This is a genomic window from Crinalium epipsammum PCC 9333, from assembly GCF_000317495.1.
Lineage (GTDB): Bacteria > Cyanobacteriota > Cyanobacteriia > Cyanobacteriales > PCC-9333 > Crinalium > Crinalium epipsammum.
Genome location: NC_019753.1, coordinates 3,518,622 through 3,542,141, shown reverse-complemented (window position 1 = coordinate 3,542,141; position 23,520 = coordinate 3,518,622). Strand labels below are relative to the sequence as shown.

General features: G+C 39.5%; 19 protein-coding genes. 6 read left to right on the top strand and 13 right to left on the bottom strand.

What is annotated here, in order from left to right; all coding sequences use genetic code 11:
* Nucleotides 1-4: 4 nt before the first annotated feature.
* From CRI9333_RS25035 to CRI9333_RS15415, 6 genes are all read right to left on the bottom strand, one after another.
* Nucleotides 5-2,299, bottom strand: a complete 2,295-nt coding sequence (locus CRI9333_RS25035) for an EAL domain-containing protein (RefSeq protein ID WP_232229337.1) — start codon at nucleotides 2,297-2,299, stop codon at nucleotides 5-7.
* 638 nt (nucleotides 2,300-2,937) lie between these two features.
* Complete coding sequence (locus CRI9333_RS15435; protein ID WP_015204101.1) at nucleotides 2,938-4,593, bottom strand: ABC1 kinase family protein; 1,656 nt, start codon at nucleotides 4,591-4,593, stop codon at nucleotides 2,938-2,940.
* A 63-nt stretch (nucleotides 4,594-4,656) separates the two neighbouring features.
* Nucleotides 4,657-5,724, bottom strand: a complete 1,068-nt coding sequence (locus CRI9333_RS15430; protein WP_015204100.1) for a glycerate kinase — start codon at nucleotides 5,722-5,724, stop codon at nucleotides 4,657-4,659.
* Nucleotides 5,725-5,774: 50 nt separating this feature from the next.
* The gene (locus tag CRI9333_RS15425; RefSeq protein ID WP_015204099.1) at nucleotides 5,775-6,131 is read right to left on the bottom strand and encodes a DUF565 domain-containing protein; all 357 of its coding nucleotides are present in this window, start codon (nucleotides 6,129-6,131) and stop codon (nucleotides 5,775-5,777) included.
* A gap of 98 nt (nucleotides 6,132-6,229) precedes the next feature.
* Complete coding sequence (locus CRI9333_RS15420) at nucleotides 6,230-7,009, bottom strand: phosphatase PAP2 family protein (protein ID WP_015204098.1); 780 nt, start codon at nucleotides 7,007-7,009, stop codon at nucleotides 6,230-6,232.
* Nucleotides 7,010-7,029: 20 nt separating this feature from the next.
* A complete protein-coding gene (locus tag CRI9333_RS15415) occupies nucleotides 7,030-7,260 on the bottom strand; it encodes a hypothetical protein (RefSeq protein WP_015204097.1) in 231 nt (76 codons plus the stop codon).
* A 156-nt stretch (nucleotides 7,261-7,416) separates the two neighbouring features.
* Here CRI9333_RS15415 and CRI9333_RS15410 point away from each other — a divergent pair, with 156 nt between their 5' ends.
* Nucleotides 7,417-9,561 (top strand): NAD(P)/FAD-dependent oxidoreductase, encoded by a 2,145-nt coding sequence (locus CRI9333_RS15410; protein WP_015204096.1) that lies wholly within the window; start codon nucleotides 7,417-7,419, stop codon nucleotides 9,559-9,561.
* Between the two features lie 248 nt (nucleotides 9,562-9,809).
* On the opposite strand, the gene CRI9333_RS15405 is transcribed toward CRI9333_RS15410, so the two are convergent.
* Nucleotides 9,810-11,342: a hypothetical protein gene (locus CRI9333_RS15405; protein WP_015204095.1), complete on the bottom strand. Its 1,533-nt coding sequence runs from the start codon at nucleotides 11,340-11,342 to the stop codon at nucleotides 9,810-9,812.
* A gap of 62 nt (nucleotides 11,343-11,404) precedes the next feature.
* Nucleotides 11,405-12,454, bottom strand: coding sequence for a polysaccharide pyruvyl transferase CsaB (csaB, locus tag CRI9333_RS15400; RefSeq protein ID WP_015204094.1), 1,050 nt, complete (start codon nucleotides 12,452-12,454; stop codon nucleotides 11,405-11,407).
* A gap of 141 nt (nucleotides 12,455-12,595) precedes the next feature.
* Between csaB and CRI9333_RS15395 the strand changes: the two genes are divergently transcribed.
* The 3 genes from CRI9333_RS15395 to CRI9333_RS15385 all read left to right on the top strand — a co-directional run bounded on the left by CRI9333_RS15395 (nucleotide 12,596) and on the right by CRI9333_RS15385 (nucleotide 14,564).
* A complete protein-coding gene (locus CRI9333_RS15395) occupies nucleotides 12,596-12,898 on the top strand; it encodes a DUF2499 domain-containing protein (RefSeq protein ID WP_015204093.1) in 303 nt (100 codons plus the stop codon).
* Between the two features lie 179 nt (nucleotides 12,899-13,077).
* Nucleotides 13,078-13,392, top strand: coding sequence for a DUF3593 domain-containing protein (locus CRI9333_RS15390; protein WP_015204092.1), 315 nt, complete (start codon nucleotides 13,078-13,080; stop codon nucleotides 13,390-13,392).
* Nucleotides 13,389-14,564: a serine/threonine-protein kinase gene (locus CRI9333_RS15385; RefSeq protein ID WP_041226075.1), complete on the top strand. Its 1,176-nt coding sequence runs from the start codon at nucleotides 13,389-13,391 to the stop codon at nucleotides 14,562-14,564. The genes CRI9333_RS15390 and CRI9333_RS15385 overlap by 4 nt, the downstream gene beginning before the upstream one ends.
* Nucleotides 14,565-14,697: 133 nt before the next feature.
* On the opposite strand, the gene CRI9333_RS15380 is transcribed toward CRI9333_RS15385, so the two are convergent.
* From CRI9333_RS15380 to gatA, 3 genes are all read right to left on the bottom strand, one after another.
* The gene (locus CRI9333_RS15380; protein ID WP_015204090.1) at nucleotides 14,698-14,883 is read right to left on the bottom strand and encodes a hypothetical protein; all 186 of its coding nucleotides are present in this window, start codon (nucleotides 14,881-14,883) and stop codon (nucleotides 14,698-14,700) included.
* A 126-nt stretch (nucleotides 14,884-15,009) separates the two neighbouring features.
* Nucleotides 15,010-18,687 (bottom strand): DNA polymerase III subunit alpha, encoded by a 3,678-nt coding sequence (locus CRI9333_RS15375; protein WP_015204089.1) that lies wholly within the window; start codon nucleotides 18,685-18,687, stop codon nucleotides 15,010-15,012.
* Nucleotides 18,688-18,921: 234 nt separating this feature from the next.
* Nucleotides 18,922-20,382 carry an Asp-tRNA(Asn)/Glu-tRNA(Gln) amidotransferase subunit GatA gene (gene gatA / locus CRI9333_RS15370; RefSeq protein ID WP_015204088.1) on the bottom strand — a complete coding sequence of 487 codons (1,461 nt, stop codon included), beginning with the start codon at nucleotides 20,380-20,382 and terminating at the stop codon, nucleotides 18,922-18,924.
* 171 nt (nucleotides 20,383-20,553) lie between these two features.
* Here gatA and CRI9333_RS15365 point away from each other — a divergent pair, with 171 nt between their 5' ends.
* On the top strand, nucleotides 20,554-21,354 hold the full coding sequence (locus CRI9333_RS15365; protein ID WP_015204087.1) for a DsbA family protein: 801 nt from the start codon (nucleotides 20,554-20,556) through the stop codon (nucleotides 21,352-21,354).
* 91 nt (nucleotides 21,355-21,445) lie between these two features.
* Here CRI9333_RS15365 and CRI9333_RS15360 read toward each other — a convergent pair whose 3' ends face one another.
* Complete coding sequence (locus CRI9333_RS15360; RefSeq protein WP_015204086.1) at nucleotides 21,446-22,114, bottom strand: glutathione S-transferase family protein; 669 nt, start codon at nucleotides 22,112-22,114, stop codon at nucleotides 21,446-21,448.
* A gap of 202 nt (nucleotides 22,115-22,316) precedes the next feature.
* Between CRI9333_RS15360 and CRI9333_RS15355 the strand changes: the two genes are divergently transcribed.
* A complete protein-coding gene (locus tag CRI9333_RS15355; protein WP_015204085.1) occupies nucleotides 22,317-23,156 on the top strand; it encodes an alpha/beta fold hydrolase in 840 nt (279 codons plus the stop codon).
* A gap of 72 nt (nucleotides 23,157-23,228) precedes the next feature.
* Here the strand turns inward: CRI9333_RS15355 and CRI9333_RS15350 are convergent, their stop codons facing one another.
* Complete coding sequence (locus tag CRI9333_RS15350; RefSeq protein ID WP_015204084.1) at nucleotides 23,229-23,519, bottom strand: DUF1816 domain-containing protein; 291 nt, start codon at nucleotides 23,517-23,519, stop codon at nucleotides 23,229-23,231.
* Nucleotide 23,520 lies beyond the last annotated feature (1 nt).

Genomic DNA, 23,520 nt, shown 5'->3' with positions numbered 1-23,520 from the left:
ATCGCTACTGGGTAGTAACACCATTCCATGATTGCGCCCAGTATTCTTGCATAAATTTAGTAGCATTTTCTACTGTTAAAGGACGACTAAAAAAGTAACCTTGAATTTGTTCGCAGTCTAGACGGCGCAATAATTCTAGTTGCTCGTTAGTTTCCACACCCTCAGCAATAATCCTTAAATTTAAACTGCGTCCCAAGGCAATAATCGCAGAAATAATCGCCATATCCTGCAAATTATCTTTTAGTTCACGCACAAACGATTGATCAATTTTGAGTGTATGGAACGGAAACTTCTTTAAATAACTTAAAGAAGAATAACCAGTGCCAAAGTCATCCATAGATATATGAACGCCCATCTCTTCCAAAATGTGGAGCATAGTTTTAGCAAACTCCACATTTTGCATTACAGTAGATTCCGTTATTTCTAACTCCAGAAACTCAGGTGCTAAACCTGTTTCTGCTAATATATCTGCTACAAGTTGCACTAAATGAGGTTCTTGAAACTGCCGAGGTGAAAGGTTAATTCCCATCCGTAAACCTGAAAAGCCTGCATCTTGCCACGCCTTATTTTGAGCGCAAGCATTCCTTAAAACCCACTCACTAATATTAACAATTAATCCATTTTCCTCAGCTATTGGAATAAATTGCTCAGGCGGTACTAAGCCTAGTTCAGGTTGTTGCCATCGTACTAAAGCTTCCATCCCAGTAATTTTTCCAGTTTTAATATTTACTTGCGGCTGATAATAAATAATAAACTCTTCCCGCTCAATTGCCTGATGCAATAATCTTTCTAAATTCAACAAACTTGAAGCTTGAGAATTCATCTCAGGAAGGTAAAATTGATAGTTATTTCGCCCATTTGCTTTAGCACTATATAAAGCTGCACCTGCATTAATTAACAAAGTTTGGGCATCTTCACCATCTTGAGGATAAGTAGCAATCCCAATGCTTGTGCTGATGTGTAGCGGTGGGGTAAGTGTGCTTGTTTCATTAATTTGGAGATAAAAAGCAGGCTTTAAGGCATTCATAATCCTTTGGGCAACCTTAATAGCATCTTTTACACTGTGAATATGGGGGAGTAAAACAGTAAATTCATCACCACCCCAACGTGCTAAAGGATCTCCTAAACGCAAACATCGTGTTAATCTATCAGAAATACTTTGTAATAATTGATCGCCGACTGCGTGACCTAAAGTTTCGTTAATTGTCTTAAAACGATCTAAATTTATAAACATTACTGCTAACATACTGCCGTTTTGCTTGGCATAGTTGATCGCCGTTGTTAGATGTTCATTGAACATTGTGCGATTAGGCAACCCTGTTAGTAAATCATGCAAAACTTGATAGCGAATCAGTGCTTCTGCTTGCAGCCGTTCAGCCATTTCAGCTTCTAAGTTAGCTAAACTCTGCTTAAGTTGTGCTGTCCGTTGTTCTACTTTTATTTCTAATTCTTGATGACTTCGTTTAAGTTCTTTTTCTGCTTGTTTTCGTTGAGTAATATCAATCAGATAAATTCTAATCAAACCACTTTCAATAATGTAGTATATAGATGCTTCAAAAAATAAGTTGTCAACTTCTACTTCCTGAACAAAAAACTTCTTTTTTTTATTTTCAATGGTGGATACTATTCCTGCCAGAAAAGGATGATTTTCAGGGGTTGCTTGAAGTTCAGGAAATTGCAGAAATGCTGCGGGATTTAAATAAGTTATTTCTCCAAAAAGATTAATTTCAATAATTGGGATAGGTATCAATTCAGGAAAAGAAGCAAGCCGAATCAGTGCTGATTCACTTAATGGTTGATTATAAGTATTATCTGTAACTAAAGTATCATTGGGATCAAATGTTAAGGTTGATAAAGTAAATAAATCATCTGATTGATCAAGCTCTAAAATCTCTGACTCAGATTTATCTGAATCAATCATTAAATATATTACTATGGCATCACCACCAAAATAAATTTTGTCCCCTGGCTGTAATTCTTTAGAAAAGCATTGTTTTTTATTAATAATTAATCCATTTGTGCTAAGTTTTCCTTGAAGATCGCCATCCAAAATTTGAAAAGAATAGGCGTTTTTTAGCCCAGGATTAGTTACCCGCAATAAAGTTGCATGACGACGAGAAACTAGCTTGGAATAAATTACTATAGAATTGCCAGATTCACGACCAAGAGAATAAATATTTTGATCAAGATGTATGATTCGTTTACCTTTATTATCTTGAACAAGCAAAACGGGATGTGATGGCTTTTTATTAACTGTTCCCTTTAAATTGCTAGTACAAGACATAAGATTAGACACCATATTTTTGTGTTTATATCAATAATTATTGAGTAACATTGAGATCAGTTAAATACATACAATTGCCTCAATTTATAAAAACTTGGCTCTACAACCTATAAATTAGATTAATAAACTCCAGGCTTGAATGAATATTAATTTATGGATATAGTAGTTTGCAACTATTGTGTAGTAAGCCCAGGATATGGGCTAATTGTTCTTAGTTTTAAACCAGTAAGTTATTTCCCTGTAACCGCCGCCTTGAAAACCTCTGTACATTACGGAATTTAAAACCCCTGTAATTTTATAAGTAGGCTTATGCCAGAAATTTACCCAAACTTACTTAGATCGTCCAAACCTTAAAATTTTACTACGGTCACTTATGTAAGTGGTAGTGGTAAAAATGCTTAATTCTTCTACGCCAGATGGGTAAATTTAATACTGGGCGCAAAATATAAGTGTATATACCATTACCATTATGTAATTTTTTATACCAAATACGAGCCGAAATAGCGATCGCTAAATAATTTTTAACTAATTACTGTCATGATTGAGCAATCAGCTTTCGCGGGTATTTTTTAGGTTTCAGAAGCTTTATTGAGCAATATATAAGTAAGTTATTATATTTACTTATATATTACTGACTGCTGAATGCCAAGAAGTTACTTAACTCTGCCACTGCGAATCATACTAAAAATTAACCATAGCCCAATAATGCTTGCGACTACAAATAAACTCCCGCTTACCCAAAATAAAATGGGATTACCAGGGTCACGGGAAAAAATCATTGCAGCACCAATAATTATAGCTGCTGTCACAATAGCAAAAGTGAGACGATTTCCGATTGCATCAATGCTGCGGCGAAAGGGTTCTAGCCCTCGCACCGCAACATTCCATTGTAAGGTTTCAGAAGTGACTCGATCTAATAAGGTCTCAAGTTGACGAGGAGCTTCTAATGTTAGAGCTTTAATATCTAAAGCTGCTCTGAGAAGGTCTTGTAGAGGCGCTTGTCCGACTAATCTTTGGCGGAATAAATCTGCCATCATCGGCTTAATTTGCTCAATCAAGTTAAATTCGGGATCGAGTTGACGAGCTACTCCTTCCAAGTTGGCGATAGTTTTGGAGTATAAGCCCATGTTGCTAGGAAGACGAATTTTATGCTTGCGGGCGGTTTGCAGAACTTCAAAAATTACTTGACTAAAGTTAATTTCTGCGATGCTTAAGTTGTAGTAACGCCGCAATAAGCGATCAAAGTCATTTTCCAGATAAGAAAGATTTACAGGGTTTGTCGATTCGGCAAGTTCTAGGGTTAATTGACTGCACCGCTTACCATCCAAATTTGCGATCGCTAACAGAAATTCGATTAAAATCTGTTGAGTGCGAGGATCGAGACGACCCATCATGCCACAATCAAGTAAGGCAACTTGCCCTGATTCTAGATAAAATAAATTGCCTGGGTGGGGGTCGGCATGAAAAACGCCGTCAATATAGAATTGCTGGAAATAAGCTCTAATTAGTAACTCTGCGATCGCTCTACGTTCAGCGTTAGCATTACCACCGTATTTTACACCACTAAAATTAGCATTTAACAGTGGAACTCCCTCTAACCACTGCATCACCATTAATTTTTCAGTGGTTAAATCCCAGTAAATTTCTGGCAAAGTTAGCTTTTGAGGATCAAACCAATAACTTTTAGAAAGATTACCCCGCAACAAATCGGTATAACTAGCTTCTTGAGTAAAATTGAGTTCAGCCCGCAATGTTACGGCGAATTCGTCTACTATCGAGACTAAATTGTAGTAGCGACCAACTTCTGTACGATTAACTAACCTAGCTAATCCACGTAACACTCTAATATCTTGCTCTATAGTTCTGTCAATTCCAGGGCGTTGAATTTTGAGTGCGGCTTCACGCCCATCAAGTAGTGTGGCACGATGAGTTTGAGCAATAGAGCCAGCCGCTACTGCTTTTGGATGAATAATTGCAAAAATTTCTGCAATGGGTTTTCGTAACTGGGAAGTGATAACCGTTTCTATTGCTTCCCAAGCAACAGGCGGAACTTCATCTTGTAAAGTTATTAAGGCTTCAATATAAGGCGGGGGTAATAAGTCTGGTCGAGTACTTAGCAGTTGCCCAAGTTTAATATAGACAGGACCTAGCTCTACTAAGATATTTTTCAATACTTGGGGTGGTGGCAGTGAGGGTTTTTCAGCTTTTGTGCCGAGTAGTAGTCCTCGCATAAAACCCCAACCGTTGCGGAGTACCACTTCCAATATTTTTCTTTGACGAGCGCTGATTTTTTTCAGCCCTGAAAACACTTGTCCTCCTTATGTACCAGTCAGCTATCAGTAGAGACGCGAAATTTCGCGTCTCTACTTTGTTTATGGTAGGCGATCACATGGTCGATAAACAGCACCAATAGATTGATCGGCGTTAATTTCAATTACTAAATCCACGTAGCTAGGATGAGTAATTAAAGGTTTTATAAATAATTCTGGGTGAAGTGATTTCCAAAAATAGTTGACAAACTCCTTTATTTGTGAGTCGGTCATTCCCGATTTACCAGCAGCAATCATTTGGTGTTCTGCCTGTAATCGCCACTCTTGAGATAAGTGATAATCAACTGGATATAACAATATTAAGCGATCTAATAGTTGCCACAAAGGTAAATACTCGCTCAAGCGCGCATTCATATCACGGGCAAACAACTTATCGGTTTCGGTGACAAATGACGCTGTTTGATGCTCAAAGGCAGTAGGTGTAATTGGTCGGATACCAACAAACCACCCTTCAAATAGTACGATATCTACAGCTTGGATTAATTCGGGTTGAGTGCGATCGCCTGCACCTTTTTTTGCTGACTTATCAAAGCGAGGAATTAAAATATTACTCTGCTGATCAGCTTCTCGCAATTGCTCTAATACACTTAAGCCTAACTGTAAATCATGGGTTCCTGGTGGACCACGCCAAATTAAGCGGGGGTCTTGTTCTATTAATAGCAGTCGTTCAGCGTATGTTTTATAAAGATCATCTAAGGAAATAGAAACAGCGTGGTATCCCAGATGCTTAAGAATTATTTTTAGGATGGCTGCTAGTGTACTTTTGCCTGTTCCTTGTCCACCAACAATTCCCTGAATTAGAGGGCGTTCTAGTTGTTGCCGATTTGCTGCTAAATTTATTGCTAATGGTAGCCACAAATTCCAAAGAGTTAGTAGAACGTCGCTGGATTGTTCAAAACCAATATTGTGACAAAACTGGAGAACTTCAGGGTATATAATTGGGAATAAGCTTGATCTTTCTTTGATTACTTCTTCTACCTGTGCAATTGTAATTCCAAACGCTTTGGCGCGTAATTCATCTGCTAACACTTCCGTTGTTAGTTGTTGATATGCAGGTGTAGCAACCTTTTTCCCTACTGCTAAATCTTCTAAAAGGTCAATTAAGTTCATTTAGTTTTTTTAATAGTAATTGTTAATTGTTAATTGTTAATTGTTAATTGTTAAGATCCTAGTTTGAAAGCCTCCACAAACAGACTATAAATCAAACCAATTTTAAAAGAATTTAATAATTCTGCTACAAATAATCCCCTAGATAAAGCTTCCTCATTGGCTGGTGGTCGCCTGTTTCTTCCGTATACAAATCTACTAACAGCTTCCGTAAATATAACTAAAACCCCAGCACTAACTACATCCCATTCAGCCGTTTGTCCTGAAGTGGTAGGGATAGCAGTTCCCAAAAATATCCCTAACAACAAGCTAATTACAATTAATGACAGCCGCCTCCAAGGGTTACTTAACCATAGCCTCAACTGCCCCAGGATGACATCTACAAGGTTATTTAAACGGGTGTTTTGCATGAATCAATTAACAATTATCAATTAACAATTATCAATTACCCGACAAATGAAGTTGGGAACTTGAAATTTTTGCTACACCTGTTAGCTGATATAACTATCTACAAGAGAGTTTCGGCTGGCGAACTTGGCAAGAGAGATTTATCCTTTAAACGGCTTTGCTCATCGCGGAATTCGTGCCAAATTTCTAAACTCAAAATACAAGCAATTAACCAGACTAATCCAGCCGCAAATCCAGCGATTACGTCAGTTGGCCAGTGAACACCGAAATACAGCCGACTGAAGCCAATACCTACAACTAATAAAAGTGTCGAGCTAATAATTAAGCCACTCCAACGGGGAAAGTGAGTACTGAGTAAGTAACCAATTATTCCATAAACTACCATTGACACCATCGCATGACCGCTTGGGAAGCTGTAATGCTGAACATCAACGACTCGTTCCCATAGTTGAGGGCGCGATCGCGCAAACAATTCTTTGAGCCAATAATTTAAAGCACCACCACCTGCTGCTGCGATCACGATAGTAGTTGCTTCTTTGTAACGACGCTCAATTAGTAACCAAATTCCGATGAGTACAGATACGACTAATAGGGAGGACGGCTCTCCAACAAAAGTGAAAGACAGCATTACCCGCTCTAAAAATGGTGTATGCCAGCTTTTCAGGAGCAGTAAAATTGCTGTATCCATTGAGTGACTTTCTTGCTCCAAAACTTGATCAGCAATCTCAGCAAATCCCCACATCGCAAGACCCGCAAGTACTAGCCCACCGATACGAATTGTTACAAGTATTGGCAATAGTTGTAAAGATGTGGCGCGTGTAAAGAGCGATCGCACCCACAGTGGCATCGCGGAAATCATTTGCTGGAATAGCTGACGCATAATCTGACAGTTAATAGGTTTTAGAAAGTCGCCCAAGCTTCAGCAACGATATCACTTAACCAACGTCTTTGCGACTGATCCAGAAGGTGATCGTCAGCTAATACTTGTGCAGTTATATCATCTAAGGTTTGACCTTCGGAACGGGCAATAGTAATAACTCCTGCGATAGCTGCGGCAATTAAGTCCTCATCTACAGGTTTATTTCGCAGGGCGACAATTTCTTGATGGTTAGCTGGGATGGGATAATTCATGGCGTATTAACAAAAGCATCAAATAATTTAACAAAATGAGAGAAATGTAAAGTTTTTTAATGTTTTCTCAGAATCTGTATCAGGGATTTTAGCGTACTTTCTATCCTTGTCAACTCAGTCTTGTGCCGTACTTAATCAAAGTTGAGAATCACTAACATGAAAGAAATTCTGTATTTAGAAGTTCCTACCCCTGATCTAGATGCTGTCCGCACTTGGTTACAACAACACTGGATACCAGAATTCGGCGAAAAAACCCTTACCCCTGATGGCATCAAGTTGAAGTTAGCACAGAGCTATACGCCTGACATGGGTGATATTGCGGATATTTCAGTGTTTGTTTGGTCGGTGCAGCGCACTACTTACCTAAAAGCTTTTCGCGATCGCACGACTGCAATATCTAGCGAGAAAAAAGTTCTGCAACATTTGACTACGGAAATTAGAAAGCAGTTTCCTAACCAATATCCAGAACCACCGGAGGTTAATTTATCGCAACAATCTATATTTGAGGCTTTGGCTTCCCAGTATCCCCTCACAGTTAAATACTTCCAGAAAATGCCTAACGGCGAGTATGACCTGAAGCGCGTTTACTGGTGGGAAAAACGCTGGCGGGACAGTATTCGCAATCCGCAGCAGCCTCAACAAGTTGTGTTTAAAGGACAGGGGACTGGGGCTGATTCCCAATCACCAATCACCCATGACCAATCACCAATGCCTAATTACGACTTAATTTATATTGGTGGTGCGTTGGGTGTAATTCATGCGGCAGTAATGGCGCAGTTGGGTTATCGAGTATTACTGCTTGAAAGGCTACCCTTTGGACGGATGAATCGAGAGTGGAATATTTCTCGTCAAGAGTTTCAAAGTTTAATAGATTTGGGCTTATTTACAGCAGCAGAAGTTGAAAGCTTGATTGCACGGGAATATGTAGACGGATTTAATAAGTTTTTTGATGGTAATAACCCTAAACATTTAAGATCGCAAATTTTGTATACTCCGACGGTATTAAATATCGCGTTGGATTCTGAGAAACTGTTGCGGATGTGTGGGGAAAAGCTACGCAATGCGGGTGGTGAGATTTGGGATGAGACGGAGTTTATTCGGGCTGATGTGGAGCGATCGCAAGTTGTACTGCAAGTAAAGCACTTGCCAACCGAAGCAGAAAAACAAGTAAGTGGACGGTTATTGATAGATGCAATGGGAACTGCGTCACCTATAGCATGGCAATTAAATGGGGGACGTGCTTTTGATAGTGTCTGCCCGACTGTGGGCGCTGCGATCGCAAGTGGGTTTGATCCTGAAGTTTGGGATGCTGATTATGGCGATGTCCTCAACAGTCACGGGGATATTTCACGGGGTCGTCAATTAATTTGGGAGTTATTTCCTGGTGCGGGTGAAGAAATCACCGTTTATTTATTCCATTACCATCAAGTACACCCAGATAACCCTGGCTCGTTGCTAGAAATGTATGAAGATTTTTTTACAATTCTGCCAGAGTATCGCCGTTGCGACATGGATAAACTAATTTGGAAGAAGCCAACATTCGGCTATATTCCAGGTCATTTTAGTGTAGGAAGTAGCGATCGCACTGTTGCCTTTGACCGCATAATTGCCATTGGTGATGCTGCATCCTTGCAATCTCCTCTAGTCTTCACTGGCTTTGGTTCCCTAGTACGCAACCTGCCGCGCTTAACAAATCTCTTAAATACAGCCCTAAAGCACGACCTTTTAGACGCTAAATCCTTAAATCAAATTCGTGCCTACCAAAGCAACATCTCAGTCACTTGGCTATTTTCCAAAGGCATGATGGTTCCCACAGGCAGTAATTTACCACCACAGCGCATTAATTCCATGCTAAATACCTTTTTTGGGTTATTAGCTGGCGAACCACCCGCAGTGGCAGACACATTTATTAAAGATCGATTTGATTGGTTAACATTTAATCGACTTGCACTTAAAGCAGCCAGTAAAAACCCAGCGTTGTTACCTTGGATTTGGGAACTCGCTGGTTATCAAGACATACTACGTTGGTTAGGAAGTTATTTTGAGTTTGCTCGTAGTTCGCTGGTTAGTTGGCTACTAGCAGCTTGGTTTCCTGCATTGGTTATGATGTTACAGCCACATTTAGAAAATCGCTTACCTCGTCTGTGGCTATGGTTGTTGACACTAAGTTATGCCATTACTGCTGGTATGGGTCGTCCTCAGAAATTTCATGGTGAACAATTAAAACCAAAAAATCGGGAATTGCTTCAAAGTAAGGGCAAACTTACTGAGGCAGGACAGCCAATAAATGAAATTAATTAACTTAGAAATTACACACCGAAAGCCTAAAATCTAGATTCCTCCAGGGCTGTTTCATTATCGTCAAAGAAAATTGGGAGGGCAGGGGAGCAGAGGGGCAGAGGGGCAGAGGGAGAAATTTCTTGAATTTTTCCACTTTTTTACAGGCAATCTTACCGATCAAAAGCAATAAATTTAATGCCAAGCGGTGCTAGATGCGGTTGCTATAACAGGGAGTTTTATTATTCCTCTCTCCTCTCTCCTCCCCCCTCTCACTGCTCGCGACGTGGAAATTTTGGCAAATCAATTGCTGCCAACGACTTCAGTTTTTTAGCAGGACGTTGGGGATAAATTACTGGTGATGGCCAATTGGGTTGAGGTAGCATTGGCTCTTGATTGACGATTGGTTCAGGAGTAGCAAATTTTGATGACGATTCAGGTTGAGGTAAAATCGGCTCCGTAGGTAAGGGTGGCTCGGTAGCATTCATATCTGCGAACTGACAAGTCAGCGCTTGCGCTATCGCATTATCCCTGTATGTTGCTACCTCCTGCGCCATTTCCTCAACGTTTGGTGCTGGTTCCACCTCTTGCATAGGAACAGGTTCCGAGTTGCTTTGATTTAAAACTACTTCATAATTTTGATCCGGATTAGGTAAGGTATCATCATCATCATCCAAAGCATCTAATAAAGCATAAACTGATGCTAACTCTGGCATTTGTTCGAGTAAATTTTGCTTAAATTCAGGCTCAACAACTGGGGAATTTGTAACTAACTCAGGTTGTTGTCCTTCACCTATTGACGAGGAAATTTCTTCAGAATATTCATAGTTGAAGTCTTCCGAATCTGCTGTGGATAGTGTAATTTGAGGATCTGGTAATTCAAAGTTATGCGAATCTGACTCAATTATGGATGTAGGCTGTGAATTAGCTAACTGAAAACTAATAGAGTTAATATCAGTTAAATTCTGTGGATGTTTTGTATGTGGATTAACCTGCTGTTGGGCTTCAGAATGATCGTTAATATTAATTAACTGCTCGAACTCAGTTTTAGCCGGATTAACCTGCTCTTGGGCTAAGTTAAAATTATCAGTATTAATATTAGTGTTTTCTTCAAAGGCATCTTGTTGTGCTGACCACGTTTTAATCGGTTCCACCTTGGGAATTAAAGATTGTGCTGCCAAAACCGTTTTGAGATGTCGCTCACGTGACTCAGAATTGCCTGGTTCAGCTTGAGAGTCATAACTTGGTGCTGGTACTTCCAGACACTTTTCTAAAGCTAGTTTAAATTGCAGAGTTTGGCGCTGTTGTCGTTGTAGGCGAATGTGGAGTTCTTGGCACAAGTTTTCTGATTGAGATAACCTGTTAGACTGCTCTTGATAACGCTCATGAGTGAGGGTAGATTCTCTCTCTAAATCAGCTAATCGTTGTTGGCTGCTTTCTAATTGGTGGGATAGAGTTTCAATTAAAACTTGCTGGCGTTGAGCAACTTTATGAGATGATTCTAGTTCATGGAATAAGCGACTTACCTGCTGTTCTGAGGCATCGAGTACTTCTTTTTGTTGGACTAGCAGTGTTTCTTGTGCTTGCGATCGCGCTTGCTGCTTTTGAATGGCTTCTTGGTAATCTCTTAAGGCTGGCTCCAACTCACTCACCTGCTTGATTAAAGCGCGATTGCGTTGGCGTAAATTTTTAATTACGGTTAACCAATCAGTTTCCTCTGCTGGCATAGATTGTTGATCGCTTTGATCAATCAGAGCATCAATTTCAGGTAAGGAATAGTTATTTGAAGTATCAGCTTTACTCATAGCTTTTAATTTAGTCACCACTAAACACTAACAACTAATAGGATATGCTTCACATCCCAAAACTATTTACTTAACGCTGCTACTAATAAATCTCGATGAATCAATGAGCGATCTATTAATGCCTGAATTTGAGCAGTATTGAGTGGATCGCCATTAGCATAATGTTCTAGCCAAACTTGAGTAATCTCATTGGGATCGTGAGGTATTTGCTCTAACTCCCATCCTGGCATATTTATTTCTGCCATAAGTTGACTAACTTTAGGATCGTAACTAATGGCAAAACACTTACATTCATGGGCTGCTGCCATAATTAAAGCGTGATAGCGCATCCCGATAGTCATTTCTACACCTTGAAACAATCCTTTTAATTTTCTCGGATCTTCCAAGCAAAAAATGTGATTAGCACCACGAAGTTGAGTTTGAATTGATTGAGCAAGGGCGAGATCGCTTGCAGGTTGGAAAGGTACAAGTAATATAGTTGTTTGTGTAGCTGTTTGAAAGTCAACTAAAGCACGAGTTAAGCAGTCTATGCGTTCTGGAGTTAGTTGAGGATGCGATCGCAGTGCTACCGCTACTCTAGGTGCAGGTATGTCCCAAAGATTTTCTACCGGACTTGGTTCTAAATTCCACACAGGATCGGGAGCCATCATACAAGAAATTCCCCATTCTTGTAACAAGAAAGCTGAGGCGCGATCGCGTACTGTAATCGCTGTACATCCGCCAAATGCCCGTTTTGCTACCCAATTAGTTATAGGGCTATTCAAGGGACCAATACCCTGCGCTAATGCAATCGTTTTTAATCCTAGTCGCTCCGCTATTCCCATCAATCCACCGTAGTAGATGGGGTTACGCAGACTGGTAGCATCTTGCATTAAACTACCGCCACCCATAATTAAGGCATCACAGGAACGTAATGCTTGCCAAACTTGCATAGCATCCATGCGATCGCACGATTCTACTTGATAGCGATCGCGTGTTTCTTTGGGGTTCCCAGAAAGAACTAAAGGAGTTACATTCTCAGGTAACATTTGCAGCACCGATGCCAGCAAAGCTTCATCGCCACCGTTTCCTTTGCCGTAATACCCGCACAAACCTGCTTTAATCTGTCCCATTTTTCCAATGTACCAGCTTTCACTCTAGGATCAATAATCAGTTATCACTTAAGTATGTGCGTAAAAATTAACTTAAATATCACGCTGGTAATGAGTCATTGTTAATTGATAATTGTTAATTGATAATTGTTAATTGTTCTTATGCACGCTCTTTCAATACCTACTTGGATTATTCATGTATCTAGCGTTATCGAGTGGATTGCCGCTATCTGGTTAATCTGGACTTATGGCGAAGTTAGCAATAATCGCTCATGGAGGGCTTTATCTTTCGCTATGTTACCAGCCTTGGTTAGCGCCATGTGTGCTTGCACTTGGCACTTCTTTGATAATTTTCCTGGTTTAGAGTGGCTGGTTACACTCCAAGCTAGTATGACTGTTGTGGGTAACTTCACCCTTTGCATTGCTGGTTGGTGGATTTGGCGTTCATCGAAGTTGGCTAGTTAAGTCAGGAGTGATGAATAGATTTCGTCGCCTTCGTTAAAGTTGGGTTAATTAACCACAGATGAAAGACAGATAAACACAGATGCACACAGATGTAAGAATTAATTCCTCTTTGGTGTTAAGAAGGGGGGTAGGTTCATCAGTTGAATTTTGTTTAGCTACTAATCAGTAATAATTAAGTAATGATTCCCAAAGAAAGTTTGTTTGTTATCTCCCTGTTTCCTTATTTAGGATTTCTGTGGTTTATCACTCAATCTAAGCAAATGCCTCGTTTAGCGTTGATTGGGTTTTACATGACTTTAGTTTTTGTTGGCGTTACCATTCCCGCAGGGATTTACGCTAAAGTTGCTTATGGTGAATCTTTAGCCAATATAGATTGGCTACATGGTGGCGCTGAATTTTTCTTAACACTCTCAAATATTTTAGTTGTGTTAGGCTTTCGGCAGGCAATAATTCAAAGTAGGCAAGCTTCTCTACAAAAAATCAAGGATGTATGATGTATTGTCTAAATCCCAACTGCCCAACACCACAAAATCCTCAAAATACTAAGTTTTGTCTCAGTTGTGGTTTTAAGTTATTACTTAGAGAACGATACCGCGCTATTAAACCTATTGGACAAGGTGGTTTTGGGAGAACTTTTTTAGCTGTAGATGAAGATAAACCTTCAAAACCGCCTTGTGTAATTAAGCAATTTTACCCGCAAGCCCAAGGAACCAGCACTGTCCAGAAGGCAACTGAGTTATTTAATCAAGAAGCAGTACGCTTAGACGAATTAGGTAGACATCCCCAAATTCCTGAACTGTTGGCATATTTTACTCAAGATGACCGACAGTATTTGGTGCAACAGTTTATTGATGGGCAGAATTTAGCTGAAGAACTAGCTGAAAATGGTGCGTTTAATGAAGCGCAGATTAGGCAACTATTAAATGATTTATTGCAAGTACTACAATTTGTTCATCAACGGCAAGTAATTCACCGAGATATTAAGCCAGAAAATATTATTAGAAACAAGAGCGATCGCAAATTATTTTTAGTTGATTTTGGGGCATCAAAAATTGTTACTAATACTTCTTTGTATCAACAGGGAACAAGTATTGGCAGCCCTGAATATGTCGCACCAGAACAAGTAAGAGGGCAAGCTATTTTTGCTAGTGATATTTATAGTTTAGGCGCTACCTGTATTCATTTATTAACCCAAATTTCTCCCTTTGATTTATATGACATTAACGAAGATGCTTGGGTGTGGCAGCAATACTTAACATCAAATGTTAATCCTGACTTAGGTAAAATTTTAAATAAAATGCTGGAAAGTGTTCCCAGCCGTCGTTATCAATCAGTCGATGAAGTTCTAAAAGATTTTAACAAAATACAAAACGTTCAAGTAAACCCTCTACCAGTAGCGCCAACGCCAAAACCTCCTTCACCACAACCTAATCCGCAAGTCTTTAAACCAGCTTCTAAAGCAAAAAGCTCAATTGATGATGAATTAGCAGAAATTTCATCTCAATTTCTTAACTCTCCACCAGCAACTAATAAAAATCAACCATCAGCTTCTCCCAAACCTGCTACTCCTAGCCCTGCTAAGTCTAAAAGTCAGGTTGATCTTGAATTAGAAGATTTAAAATCTGAGTTTCTTGGTTATAAAAATCCTAATAATACTAATATTTAAGTTAGATCAAGTAGGTTGAGTAAATTGAAAAATCCACTACTATTGCCCCTGCCGTTATCAAGGTAAGGGGTTAAAAAGATAGCAATTTTAACTGAAATTATGTTGACATTATGAGATTCATCAACTCAATCTGTCAGGTAATAACAAATAGTAAAAATATTACCGAGCTAGTCAACAAAGTAAAAAACAAAGCTCTTTCTAGTTTACGGCAGAGAAAACCTAGCAAAAAGACCGTACTACCAAATAGTAGCAGTGAAAGAACTTGCACTAAATTTTGCCAATTATGGGCAATGAGGGGATCTGAGGGATCTACAGACATATTGAAGCTCTCCTCGTGAATTGATAAATCTTAACATAGTTGTTTAGCCACCTCAAATCATCTAACTTTTGTAATATATATTTGGGTAAAGATACTTACTACTATAGGAATAAGTATCTTTACTTATTAAAAATTGCTGACGGCTATTACTTTGTTTGTTTTCAGTTCCGCCATAAAACCAGCAGTTTTTAGTCTTTCTAAAGCACCTTCTTTATCTTGCACCCAAAATTGATTTCCAAAGCGAACAAACCGTCGAGTATCTTGATTAATTACCATGCCTAAAACTGGAACTTTGGCAGTTAATTGTTCGCCTGAAGATTCTTTTAAAATGGCTTGTAATTTCTCTATATATTCTTTATTCTCAACTCGCTGTGGGGCTATTTGTATCATCACAAAATAATCAGTTTCAAACTCTGATTCAAATTCATTCATTGAAGGATGGGGGTTTTGTGAAGGCTCTTTTACTAACTCATCAATAGATTTAGCTTCTTCAACAATTAACTGAATTTCCTCATCTCGCTTACTTGCTTTACCCTTCAGTAGTAGCGGAGTATTTGCTACCAGCAAATCTTTGATTTTTTCATAAGTATCGGAAAATACTACAGCAGGAGCTTGTTGACCTTCAATATCTGAGAGTTTTAGGATAGCCATCGGGCGATTATCTTTTTTCGTCACCACTTGTTTAATTTCTGCGAGGATGACAACCACATTAAGATTTTTATTTCTTAAATTCTGCCCTAATTCGCTGAGATTAATTGGGGTAATTCCACGACTTTTAGCAATGTTGATTGCATCTTTGAGGGGATGCTCTGAGACATAAAAGCCGAGCAGTTCTTGCTCAAACTGCAATTTTTCTTTTTGGGAAAAATCTTCTATTGGTTTGGCTGTTGGTGCAGATTCAAAGCCATTATCAGTTGTGCTTAAACCGAATAAATCAAAAAGATTTCCTTGTCCAATTTCTTTGTCTTTCGCTCGACCTTGCGCCCAAGGAATAATCAATTTTAAATCTTCAATTAATTGTTGCCTATTCTTATTAATTTTATCGAAAGCGCCACATTTAATCAAAGCTTCTAAAGTCGAGCTTTTGACGGCGGAAAGATTAACGCGATCGCACAAATCTGCTAAAGATTTAAATTCTCCCTCTTTTCGAGCATCTAAAATATTTTGAATTGCTGCTTCTCCCACACTTTTTACTGCCGATAGTCCAAACAAAATATTTCCATTGCTCGGCGTAAAATTTACTTCAGAGCGATTAATATCCGGCGGTTCAATCTTAATACTTAACGTTTTTTCACAGTTATTAAGATATTTCGCTACCTTATCTTGATCGCCACTATTAGCTGTTAGTAGCGCCGCCATGTATTCAACTTTATAATTAGCTTTTAAAAATGCAGTTTGATACGTTACATAAGCATAAGCTGTGGAATGGGATTTATTAAAGCAATATTCCGCAAATTTCACCATTTGCTCAAATAAATCTTCAGCAATTTCTGATTGAACTCCATTCTTAGCAGCACCTTCAAGAAATGTTTCCCTTTGCTTCTGCATTTCCGAGGCTTTTTTCTTACCCATCGCCCGCCTCAATAAGTCAGCTTGACCTAAAGAATAACCAGCTAAATCTTGAGCAATTTTCATAATTTGCTCTTGATAGACAAGTACGGCATAAGTTTCTTGTAAAATTGGTTCTAATGCTGGATGTTCGTATGCTATTGCTTCTCTGCCATGCTTACGGTCAATAAATTTAGGAATCAGTCCAGCATCTAAAGGTCCTGGTCGATAAAGGGCTAAAATTGAAGAAATATCTTCTATGCTTGAAGGTTTCAATTTTGCTACTACATCAAGCATTCCTGAAGATTCTAATTGGAATATTCCTTCTAAATCTCCTGCTTCTAGCAGTTTATAAGTAGTATCAACATCTTTGGTACGTTTTTTAACGTCCCCTTTGGATAAAATTTCATGTGACTTTCTTTCCTCAGCAATGATATCATCAGGGTGAATAGAAAGACCTTTGCTTTGCTTAATTAAATCCAGAGTATTTTGAATTATAGTTAGATTTCTTAACCCCAAGAAATCCATTTTTAATAAACCCAGTGATTCCAAATCTTCCATGAAATACTGAGTAATTACTGAACCATCATTATTTCTCTGCAAAGGTACAATTTCATCTAAAGGTTGAGCAGAAATTACAACTCCCGCAGCGTGTACGCCAAAGGTTTTATTTGTACCTTCAATTCGCATCGCCATATCAACCCAGTCACGGACTTTGACTACACTTTCAGAACCATCATCGTTGATAATTTTTATTTCCTCATTGTCATATTTTTCTTTAAATTCCGGTGCGGGTGTCTCCTGAGAAATCATTACTTTTAGCTTAGTAGGTTTCCCACGCACTACTGGAATTAACTTCGCCATTTTGTCAGATTCCCCATAAGGAATCTTTAACACTCTGGCGACATCTTTTAATACTGATTTAGAAGTTAATCTGTTAAAGGTAATAATTTGGGCAACTCTTTCTGTACCATATTTTTCGGTAACGTATTTAATTACGTCGTCTCGTCTTTCAATACAGAAATCTGTATCAATATCTGGCATTGATTTCCGTTCCGGGTTCAAAAACCGCTCAAATAGTAAACCATGATGAACTGGATCGATATTAGTAATTCTCAGGGCGTATGCAACTAAAGAACCAGCAGCACTACCTCTTCCTGGTCCTACGGGAATATTATTATCTCTGGCATACTTAATATAGTCCCAAACTACTAAAAAGTAGGTGGAAAAACCCATACGCTGAAGCATTTTTAGTTCGTATTCGAGACGTTCCCGATAGATGGGATCTAGTTCTGTATAAGTTCTAGCATCAAAGCGTTCTTGTAGTCCTTCTCTGGCAATTTTTTCTACATAAGTATCGGCGGTATGATCTGGGGGAATGGGATAGTCAGGAAGGCGAGGTTCGTCGAAAATGTCGTATGGTTTTACTTTCTTAGCAACTTCTACAGTGTTGGTGATCGCTTCTTTAATTACATCATCTGGTAAATGATCCTGAAACAGTCGCGCCATTTGTTCTGCGGACTTGAGATACTCAGTTCCGCTATAGCGCATTCGCTTATCATCAACTATTAATTTGCCTGTTTGAATGCACAATAAGGCATCATGCGCTTCTACGTCATAACAAGAAGTAAAATGAGAATCATTAGTTGCAACAATTTTAATGCCTAATTCTTGAGCAATCTTAACAATTTCAACATTGACAACCCGATCTTCTTGAGATCCGTGATCTTGAATTTCTAAATAATAATCATCACCAAATACATCTTTATACCATTGGGCAACTTGACGAGCAATATCAAGTCTACCCTGCATAATTGCTTGAGGAATTTCACCACCTAAACAAGCACTGGTGACAATCAAGCCTTCGTGATATTGTTTGAGTAATTCTTTATTTATACAAGGACGCGCAAAGATGCCTTTGCCTTGCATTCCTTTCAGGTGAGAAATAGTTGTTAACTTAACTAAATTTTTATAACCTTGAGTATTTTTTGCTAAAACGACTTGATGATATTTTTTACAGCGTTTTTTCTCTTCAATATCGCCGTTAATCACATACATTTCATTTCCAATAATTGCCTTAACATTTTTGTTACGACAGATTTTGATTAACTCTACAGCGCCATACATCACGCCGTGATCTGTGAGTGCGATCGCCTCCATCCCTAATTCTTTAGCTTTATCTACTAGCGCGTCTAGTTGACTAGCACCATCAAGCAAGCTGTAATCACTGTGAATATGTAAACCAACAAAATCCATAATTATTCCTTGACTAAGTTATTTAGATTTAAGTAAGATTATATTTATGTTTATATTTTAGCATATAAAATATTTGTTATTAACCCTAAAATTTTTTATCGCAGATGTGAGCAGATGGACGCAGATTACGCAGATGTTTTTAATAATTTTATTCTTTAGAACTACTAGGTTTATTAGCCATTAATCATTTAGCAGTGTTAATGATTAATGACTAATTAGTAAAGAAAGATAACTTTAACTTAGCGTAGGCATTTTTTTATGCCATTCAGTCGATTGCTCGTAAGCATAAGCTACTTGCAATAGTAAGTCTTCCCTCAGCGCCTTGCTAATCATTTGCATCCCAATAGGTAGCCCTTGCTCATCAAATCCACAAGGTATACTCAAACCGGGCAAACCAGCTAAATTAACTGGTATCGTCATCAAATCTGAGAGATACATACTTAAAGGATCAGATGTTTTTTCTCCAGCTTTAAAAGCAGTAGTAGGAGAAGTTGGAGTGACTAAAATATCTACTTTTTCAAATGCCCGATCAAAGTCTTCTTTAATTAAAGTGCGGACTTTTTGCGCTTTGAGGTAATAAGCATCGTAGTAACCCGCAGATAGTGCATAAGTACCCAACATAATTCGACGCTTGACTTCTGCACCAAAACCTTGAGCGCGAGTGTTGGTATACATAGACAAAAGATTGTCTTTATCTGTTGCTCGGAAACCATACTTAACGCCATCATAACGGGCAAGATTCGCAGAAGCTTCTGAGGGTGCAATGATGTAGTAGGTGGGTAAACCGTAGCGGAAGCGGGGACAGGAAATTATATGAATTTCTGCTCCTAATTTTTGTAATTGATCGAGTGCTTTGGTTACGGCAGTTTCAACTACTGAATCTAAACCTTCGCCGAAGGTTTCTTTAATTACGCCGATTCTGAGAGTACTTTTAGGTCTAAAGTTGGGCTTAAGTAATTGGGCGTAATCGGGGATATCAACGTTTAAACTGGTAGAGTCTTTGGGATCGTAACCTGCGATCGCACCTAGTAAAATGGCAGTATCTTCTACACTGCGCCCAAATGGACCAATTTGATCCAAAGAAGAAGCATAAGCAACTAACCCAAAACGGGAAACCAACCCATAAGTCGGTTTCAACCCCACCACCCCACAAAAAGACGCGGGTTGACGGATAGAACCGCCTGTATCCGAACCCAGGGAAACTACACACTCTTCTGCTGCTACTGCTGCTGCTGAACCCCCAGAGGAACCCCCTGGAACGCGCTCTAAATCCCAAGGGTTAGCTGTAACTTGATAAGCAGAGTTCTCAGTAGAACTTCCCATTGCAAACTCATCAAGATTAGTTTTACCTAAGATTACTGCACCTGCATCTATGAGTTTTTGCGATACCGTTGACTCATAAGGTGGGACAAAATTCTCTAAAATTTTGGAGCCGCAAGTGGTAGTAATTCCCTTAGTACACATATTGTCTTTAACAGCAATAGGTATACCAGCTAATAAATTAATTTCTTCACCAGCAGCAATTTTGGCATCCACTTGGCGAGCCTGTTCTAGAGCGATTTCTGGGGTGACACACAGAAAACTGTGTAATTTTGGCTCTAGTGCTTGAATGCGATCGAGGGCTTCTTGGGTAATTTCTACAGATGAACGCTCTTTACTGATGAGTTGTTGGTGCAACTCGCGGATGGATGCCATGCAGTAACCTCTTTTACAATTAACAATTATCAATTATCAATGATCAATTACCATACAACTGAAGTTGGGAAATTAAAATAATGAAGGATTTTCTTACTTAGTCTCACTAAAGGGGCTGGGCAAGCAAGTTAGAAATTGTTAATTGTTAATTGGTAATTGGTAATTGTATCTATGTTTGTAATTAAATTTGGGGCGATCGCGCGGACTACTGCTAAGAAAGCATTACAACTAGCAGCTACATTAATTTTATGCGTTGTCATGCTTTTTTACTCGCTTCCTGTTCAAGCAGCTAGTAAAATTAATCCTCAATTAGAACAACAAGTTTTACAAATTATCCGCCAACACCCAGAAGTAGTTATTGAGTCTGTACAAGCATATCAACAGCAACAACAACAGCAAGTACAACAGGCGCAACAGGCATTTGTCCAAGATTTGAAAACAAATCCTCAAAAAATCATTGGTAAATCTCCGACAACTGGAGCAAATGAGCAAAAAATTGTGCTAATTGAGTTTTCAGATTTTCAATGCCCTTATTGTGCCGAAGCTCATAAAACGCTAAAGCAGTTTATGGCAAAACATCAAGATGAAGTTAAATTAGTTTACAAGCATTTCCCTTTAACTACTGTTCATGCTGAAGCATTAGTTGCTGCTCAAGCTGCTTGGGCAGCTAATCAACAAGGGAAGTTTTGGCAGTACGAAGACGAACTTTTTAGCAATCAAGATAAATTAGGTGAGGAATTTTATCTAGCTACTGCCCAAAAGTTGGATTTAGATTTAGAGAAGTTTAAGAGCGATCGCAACGCGGCTTTATTATCCATTCAGCAAGATATGCAGTTAGGACAACAATTAGGACTTTCTGGCACTCCCTTCTTCCTGATGTTTCCTACAGGTAACTCTGAAGCTGATGGCAAAGTCTTCTCTGGTGCTGTGCAGCTATCCGATCTAGAGAAAATATTTGCTGCTGTTCATTAAATACACCAATCACCCAACTTGCAAGGATTTTTGGCTTAGGCTAATAAGCCAAAAACCCTAAATTCTACCAACTGCTAAATATCCCTAAATCTCAAAACACGCTTCGTGTTTCGCCCAAGTCGAGCGCCGGATCTTGCTCATGTCCCGCCACTTTCATCGCACGCTGGTAGTGAGGGCGATCGCTAATTCTCGCCAGCCACGCCTTAATATTTGGACGGTTATCCAGACCAACATTGTAAAATCCCTTCATCGTTCCGAATGGGAAGTGCATGATGATATCGGCGGCTGTGAACTCAGTCCCAGCGAAGTAGGTAGCCCTCGACAGGTGATCTTCAACGAGGAACAAGTGGCGCTCCAGGCGCTCTTTGAGGGCAGACAGTAGCCCAGAATTGCTGCCTGGTTCCGCAGCCATGCCCGCGATCCAGTTCATAGTGATCTGTGTCATCAAGCTGCTGTTCGCGTAGTGCAACCAGTACAGGTAGTCAGGATACTGCGGTGACGTGACGGGAACAGTAAGCCGCCCATCCCCGTAGCGGGCTAGTACGTACTCAATGATCGCGCCTGACTCCGCAAGCACGATCTCACCATCACAAAGCACTGGCGCACTACCAAGTGGATGAATAGAACGCAGTTCATCTGGAGCGAACTGTGTGACAGGATCTCGTTGGTATACACGCAGTTCATAGGGTAACTCTAGTTCCTCTAGTAGCCAGATGATTCGCTCGGACTGGGAAAAGTTGAGATGGTGGACTGTGAGCATATCCCCGAAAATGCCTGCCTTGCGTGAACTTATGTGTGAGTATAGCAACGCCAACGGCACTAACACTTCAACCCTGGGTTGATTGTTAATAGGAGTGCGATCGCATCACTAAAACCAGAAAATTGAGCAAAAGGCTGTGGAAAAAGCTAACTGCTAATAGCTAACTGCTATAAATTGATAATTGTTAATTGTTAATTGTTAATTGATAGCTGTAAATCTTAACGTAAACATTCAAGGAAAAGGCTTTCCCATCCTCTGTTTGCATGGGCATCCTGGTTCAGCTAGCAGTATGTCCGTGTTTACTAATCACCTCTCCAAGCGGTTCCAAACTATTGCGCCTGATTTGCGGGGATATGGTAGCAGTCTTACTCAGCAAGATTTTTCTATGACTGACCATTTAATTGATTTGGAAGCACTTTTAGACCGCCTTGAGATTGAAAAATGCTTAGTCTTAGGATGGTCGTTGGGAGGAATTATGGCTATGGAATTAGCCCTGAAATTTCCAGAACGAGTTACAGGATTAATTTTAATTGCCACTGCTGCCCGTCCCAGAGGCAATCATCCACCGATTAGCTGGCAGGATAATTTTTATACAGGGTTAGCTTCAATTGTCAACCGGATTACCCCAGGTTGGCAGTGGAATATTGATAACTTAGGGAAGCGATCGCTCTACCGCTACCTCATTCAACAACACACCCCCCAGGCGTATCAATATCTCGCTCTAGAGGCAATGTCAGCTTATCTACAAACCTCTACTGCTGCCACCAAAGCACTTAATCAGGCACTCCAAGCTGGCTACAATCGACTAGGAGATATTCAGCAAATTGAATGTCCCTGCTTAGTTCTCGCGGGGGCAAATGACCGCCATATCACTCCCGAATCCAGCTTAGAAACATCTCAAAACCTGAAAGATAGCCAGTGGCGATGCTACCCCAATACCGCTCACTTATTTCCTTGGGAAATTTCTGAGCAGGTAATTAGAGACATTGACCACTGGCTAGACGAACACCCGCAACTGCTGTTAGATGTAAATATTGAATAGACATCTACACAGAATCAAAGCTGCGTTACCTATAAGCAATGTAGAGACGTTGTATACAACATCTCTACATTGCTAAGAAATTTGACCGCTAAGATTTGACTGTGGATTGCGGTCAATGCGCTCCCCCAAATCGTCTGCAATAGTGAGATTCTCAGGTTTACACCGCTTAATGTTAAAGCTAATACCCTGCGCTCCTTCATTTTGCAGATCCTCAAGATAGCCAGCCTTAGCAGCAGTAGCTTCCTTAGCACTCAAGAAAGGACCAAAATAGTAGGTGCAGCGAGGGTGCTGGGTAACAATCTCAATCCACCAAGCCAATCCAAATAATTGGAAAATGTTAATCAAGTTTTCTTTCATTTTCATC

Coding starts and splice junctions, on each gene's coding strand:
- CRI9333_RS25035 (WP_232229337.1), bottom strand. CDS start 2,299: ATGGTGTCTAATCTTATGTCTTGTACTAGCAATTTAAAGGGAACAGTT.
- CRI9333_RS15430 (WP_015204100.1), bottom strand. CDS start 5,724: ATGAACTTAATTGACCTTTTAGAAGATTTAGCAGTAGGGAAAAAGGTT.
- CRI9333_RS15425 (WP_015204099.1), bottom strand. CDS start 6,131: ATGCAAAACACCCGTTTAAATAACCTTGTAGATGTCATCCTGGGGCAG.
- CRI9333_RS15420 (WP_015204098.1), bottom strand. CDS start 7,009: ATGCGTCAGCTATTCCAGCAAATGATTTCCGCGATGCCACTGTGGGTG.
- CRI9333_RS15415 (WP_015204097.1), bottom strand. CDS start 7,260: ATGAATTATCCCATCCCAGCTAACCATCAAGAAATTGTCGCCCTGCGA.
- CRI9333_RS15410 (WP_015204096.1), top strand. CDS start 7,417: ATGAAAGAAATTCTGTATTTAGAAGTTCCTACCCCTGATCTAGATGCT.
- CRI9333_RS15405 (WP_015204095.1), bottom strand. CDS start 11,342: ATGAGTAAAGCTGATACTTCAAATAACTATTCCTTACCTGAAATTGAT.
- csaB (WP_015204094.1), bottom strand. CDS start 12,454: ATGGGACAGATTAAAGCAGGTTTGTGCGGGTATTACGGCAAAGGAAAC.
- CRI9333_RS15395 (WP_015204093.1), top strand. CDS start 12,596: ATGCACGCTCTTTCAATACCTACTTGGATTATTCATGTATCTAGCGTT.
- CRI9333_RS15390 (WP_015204092.1), top strand. CDS start 13,078: ATGATTCCCAAAGAAAGTTTGTTTGTTATCTCCCTGTTTCCTTATTTA.
- CRI9333_RS15385 (WP_041226075.1), top strand. CDS start 13,389: ATGATGTATTGTCTAAATCCCAACTGCCCAACACCACAAAATCCTCAA.
- CRI9333_RS15380 (WP_015204090.1), bottom strand. CDS start 14,883: ATGTCTGTAGATCCCTCAGATCCCCTCATTGCCCATAATTGGCAAAAT.
- CRI9333_RS15375 (WP_015204089.1), bottom strand. CDS start 18,687: ATGGATTTTGTTGGTTTACATATTCACAGTGATTACAGCTTGCTTGAT.
- gatA (WP_015204088.1), bottom strand. CDS start 20,382: ATGGCATCCATCCGCGAGTTGCACCAACAACTCATCAGTAAAGAGCGT.
- CRI9333_RS15365 (WP_015204087.1), top strand. CDS start 20,554: ATGTTTGTAATTAAATTTGGGGCGATCGCGCGGACTACTGCTAAGAAA.
- CRI9333_RS15360 (WP_015204086.1), bottom strand. CDS start 22,114: ATGCTCACAGTCCACCATCTCAACTTTTCCCAGTCCGAGCGAATCATC.
- CRI9333_RS15350 (WP_015204084.1), bottom strand. CDS start 23,519: ATGAAAATGAAAGAAAACTTGATTAACATTTTCCAATTATTTGGATTG.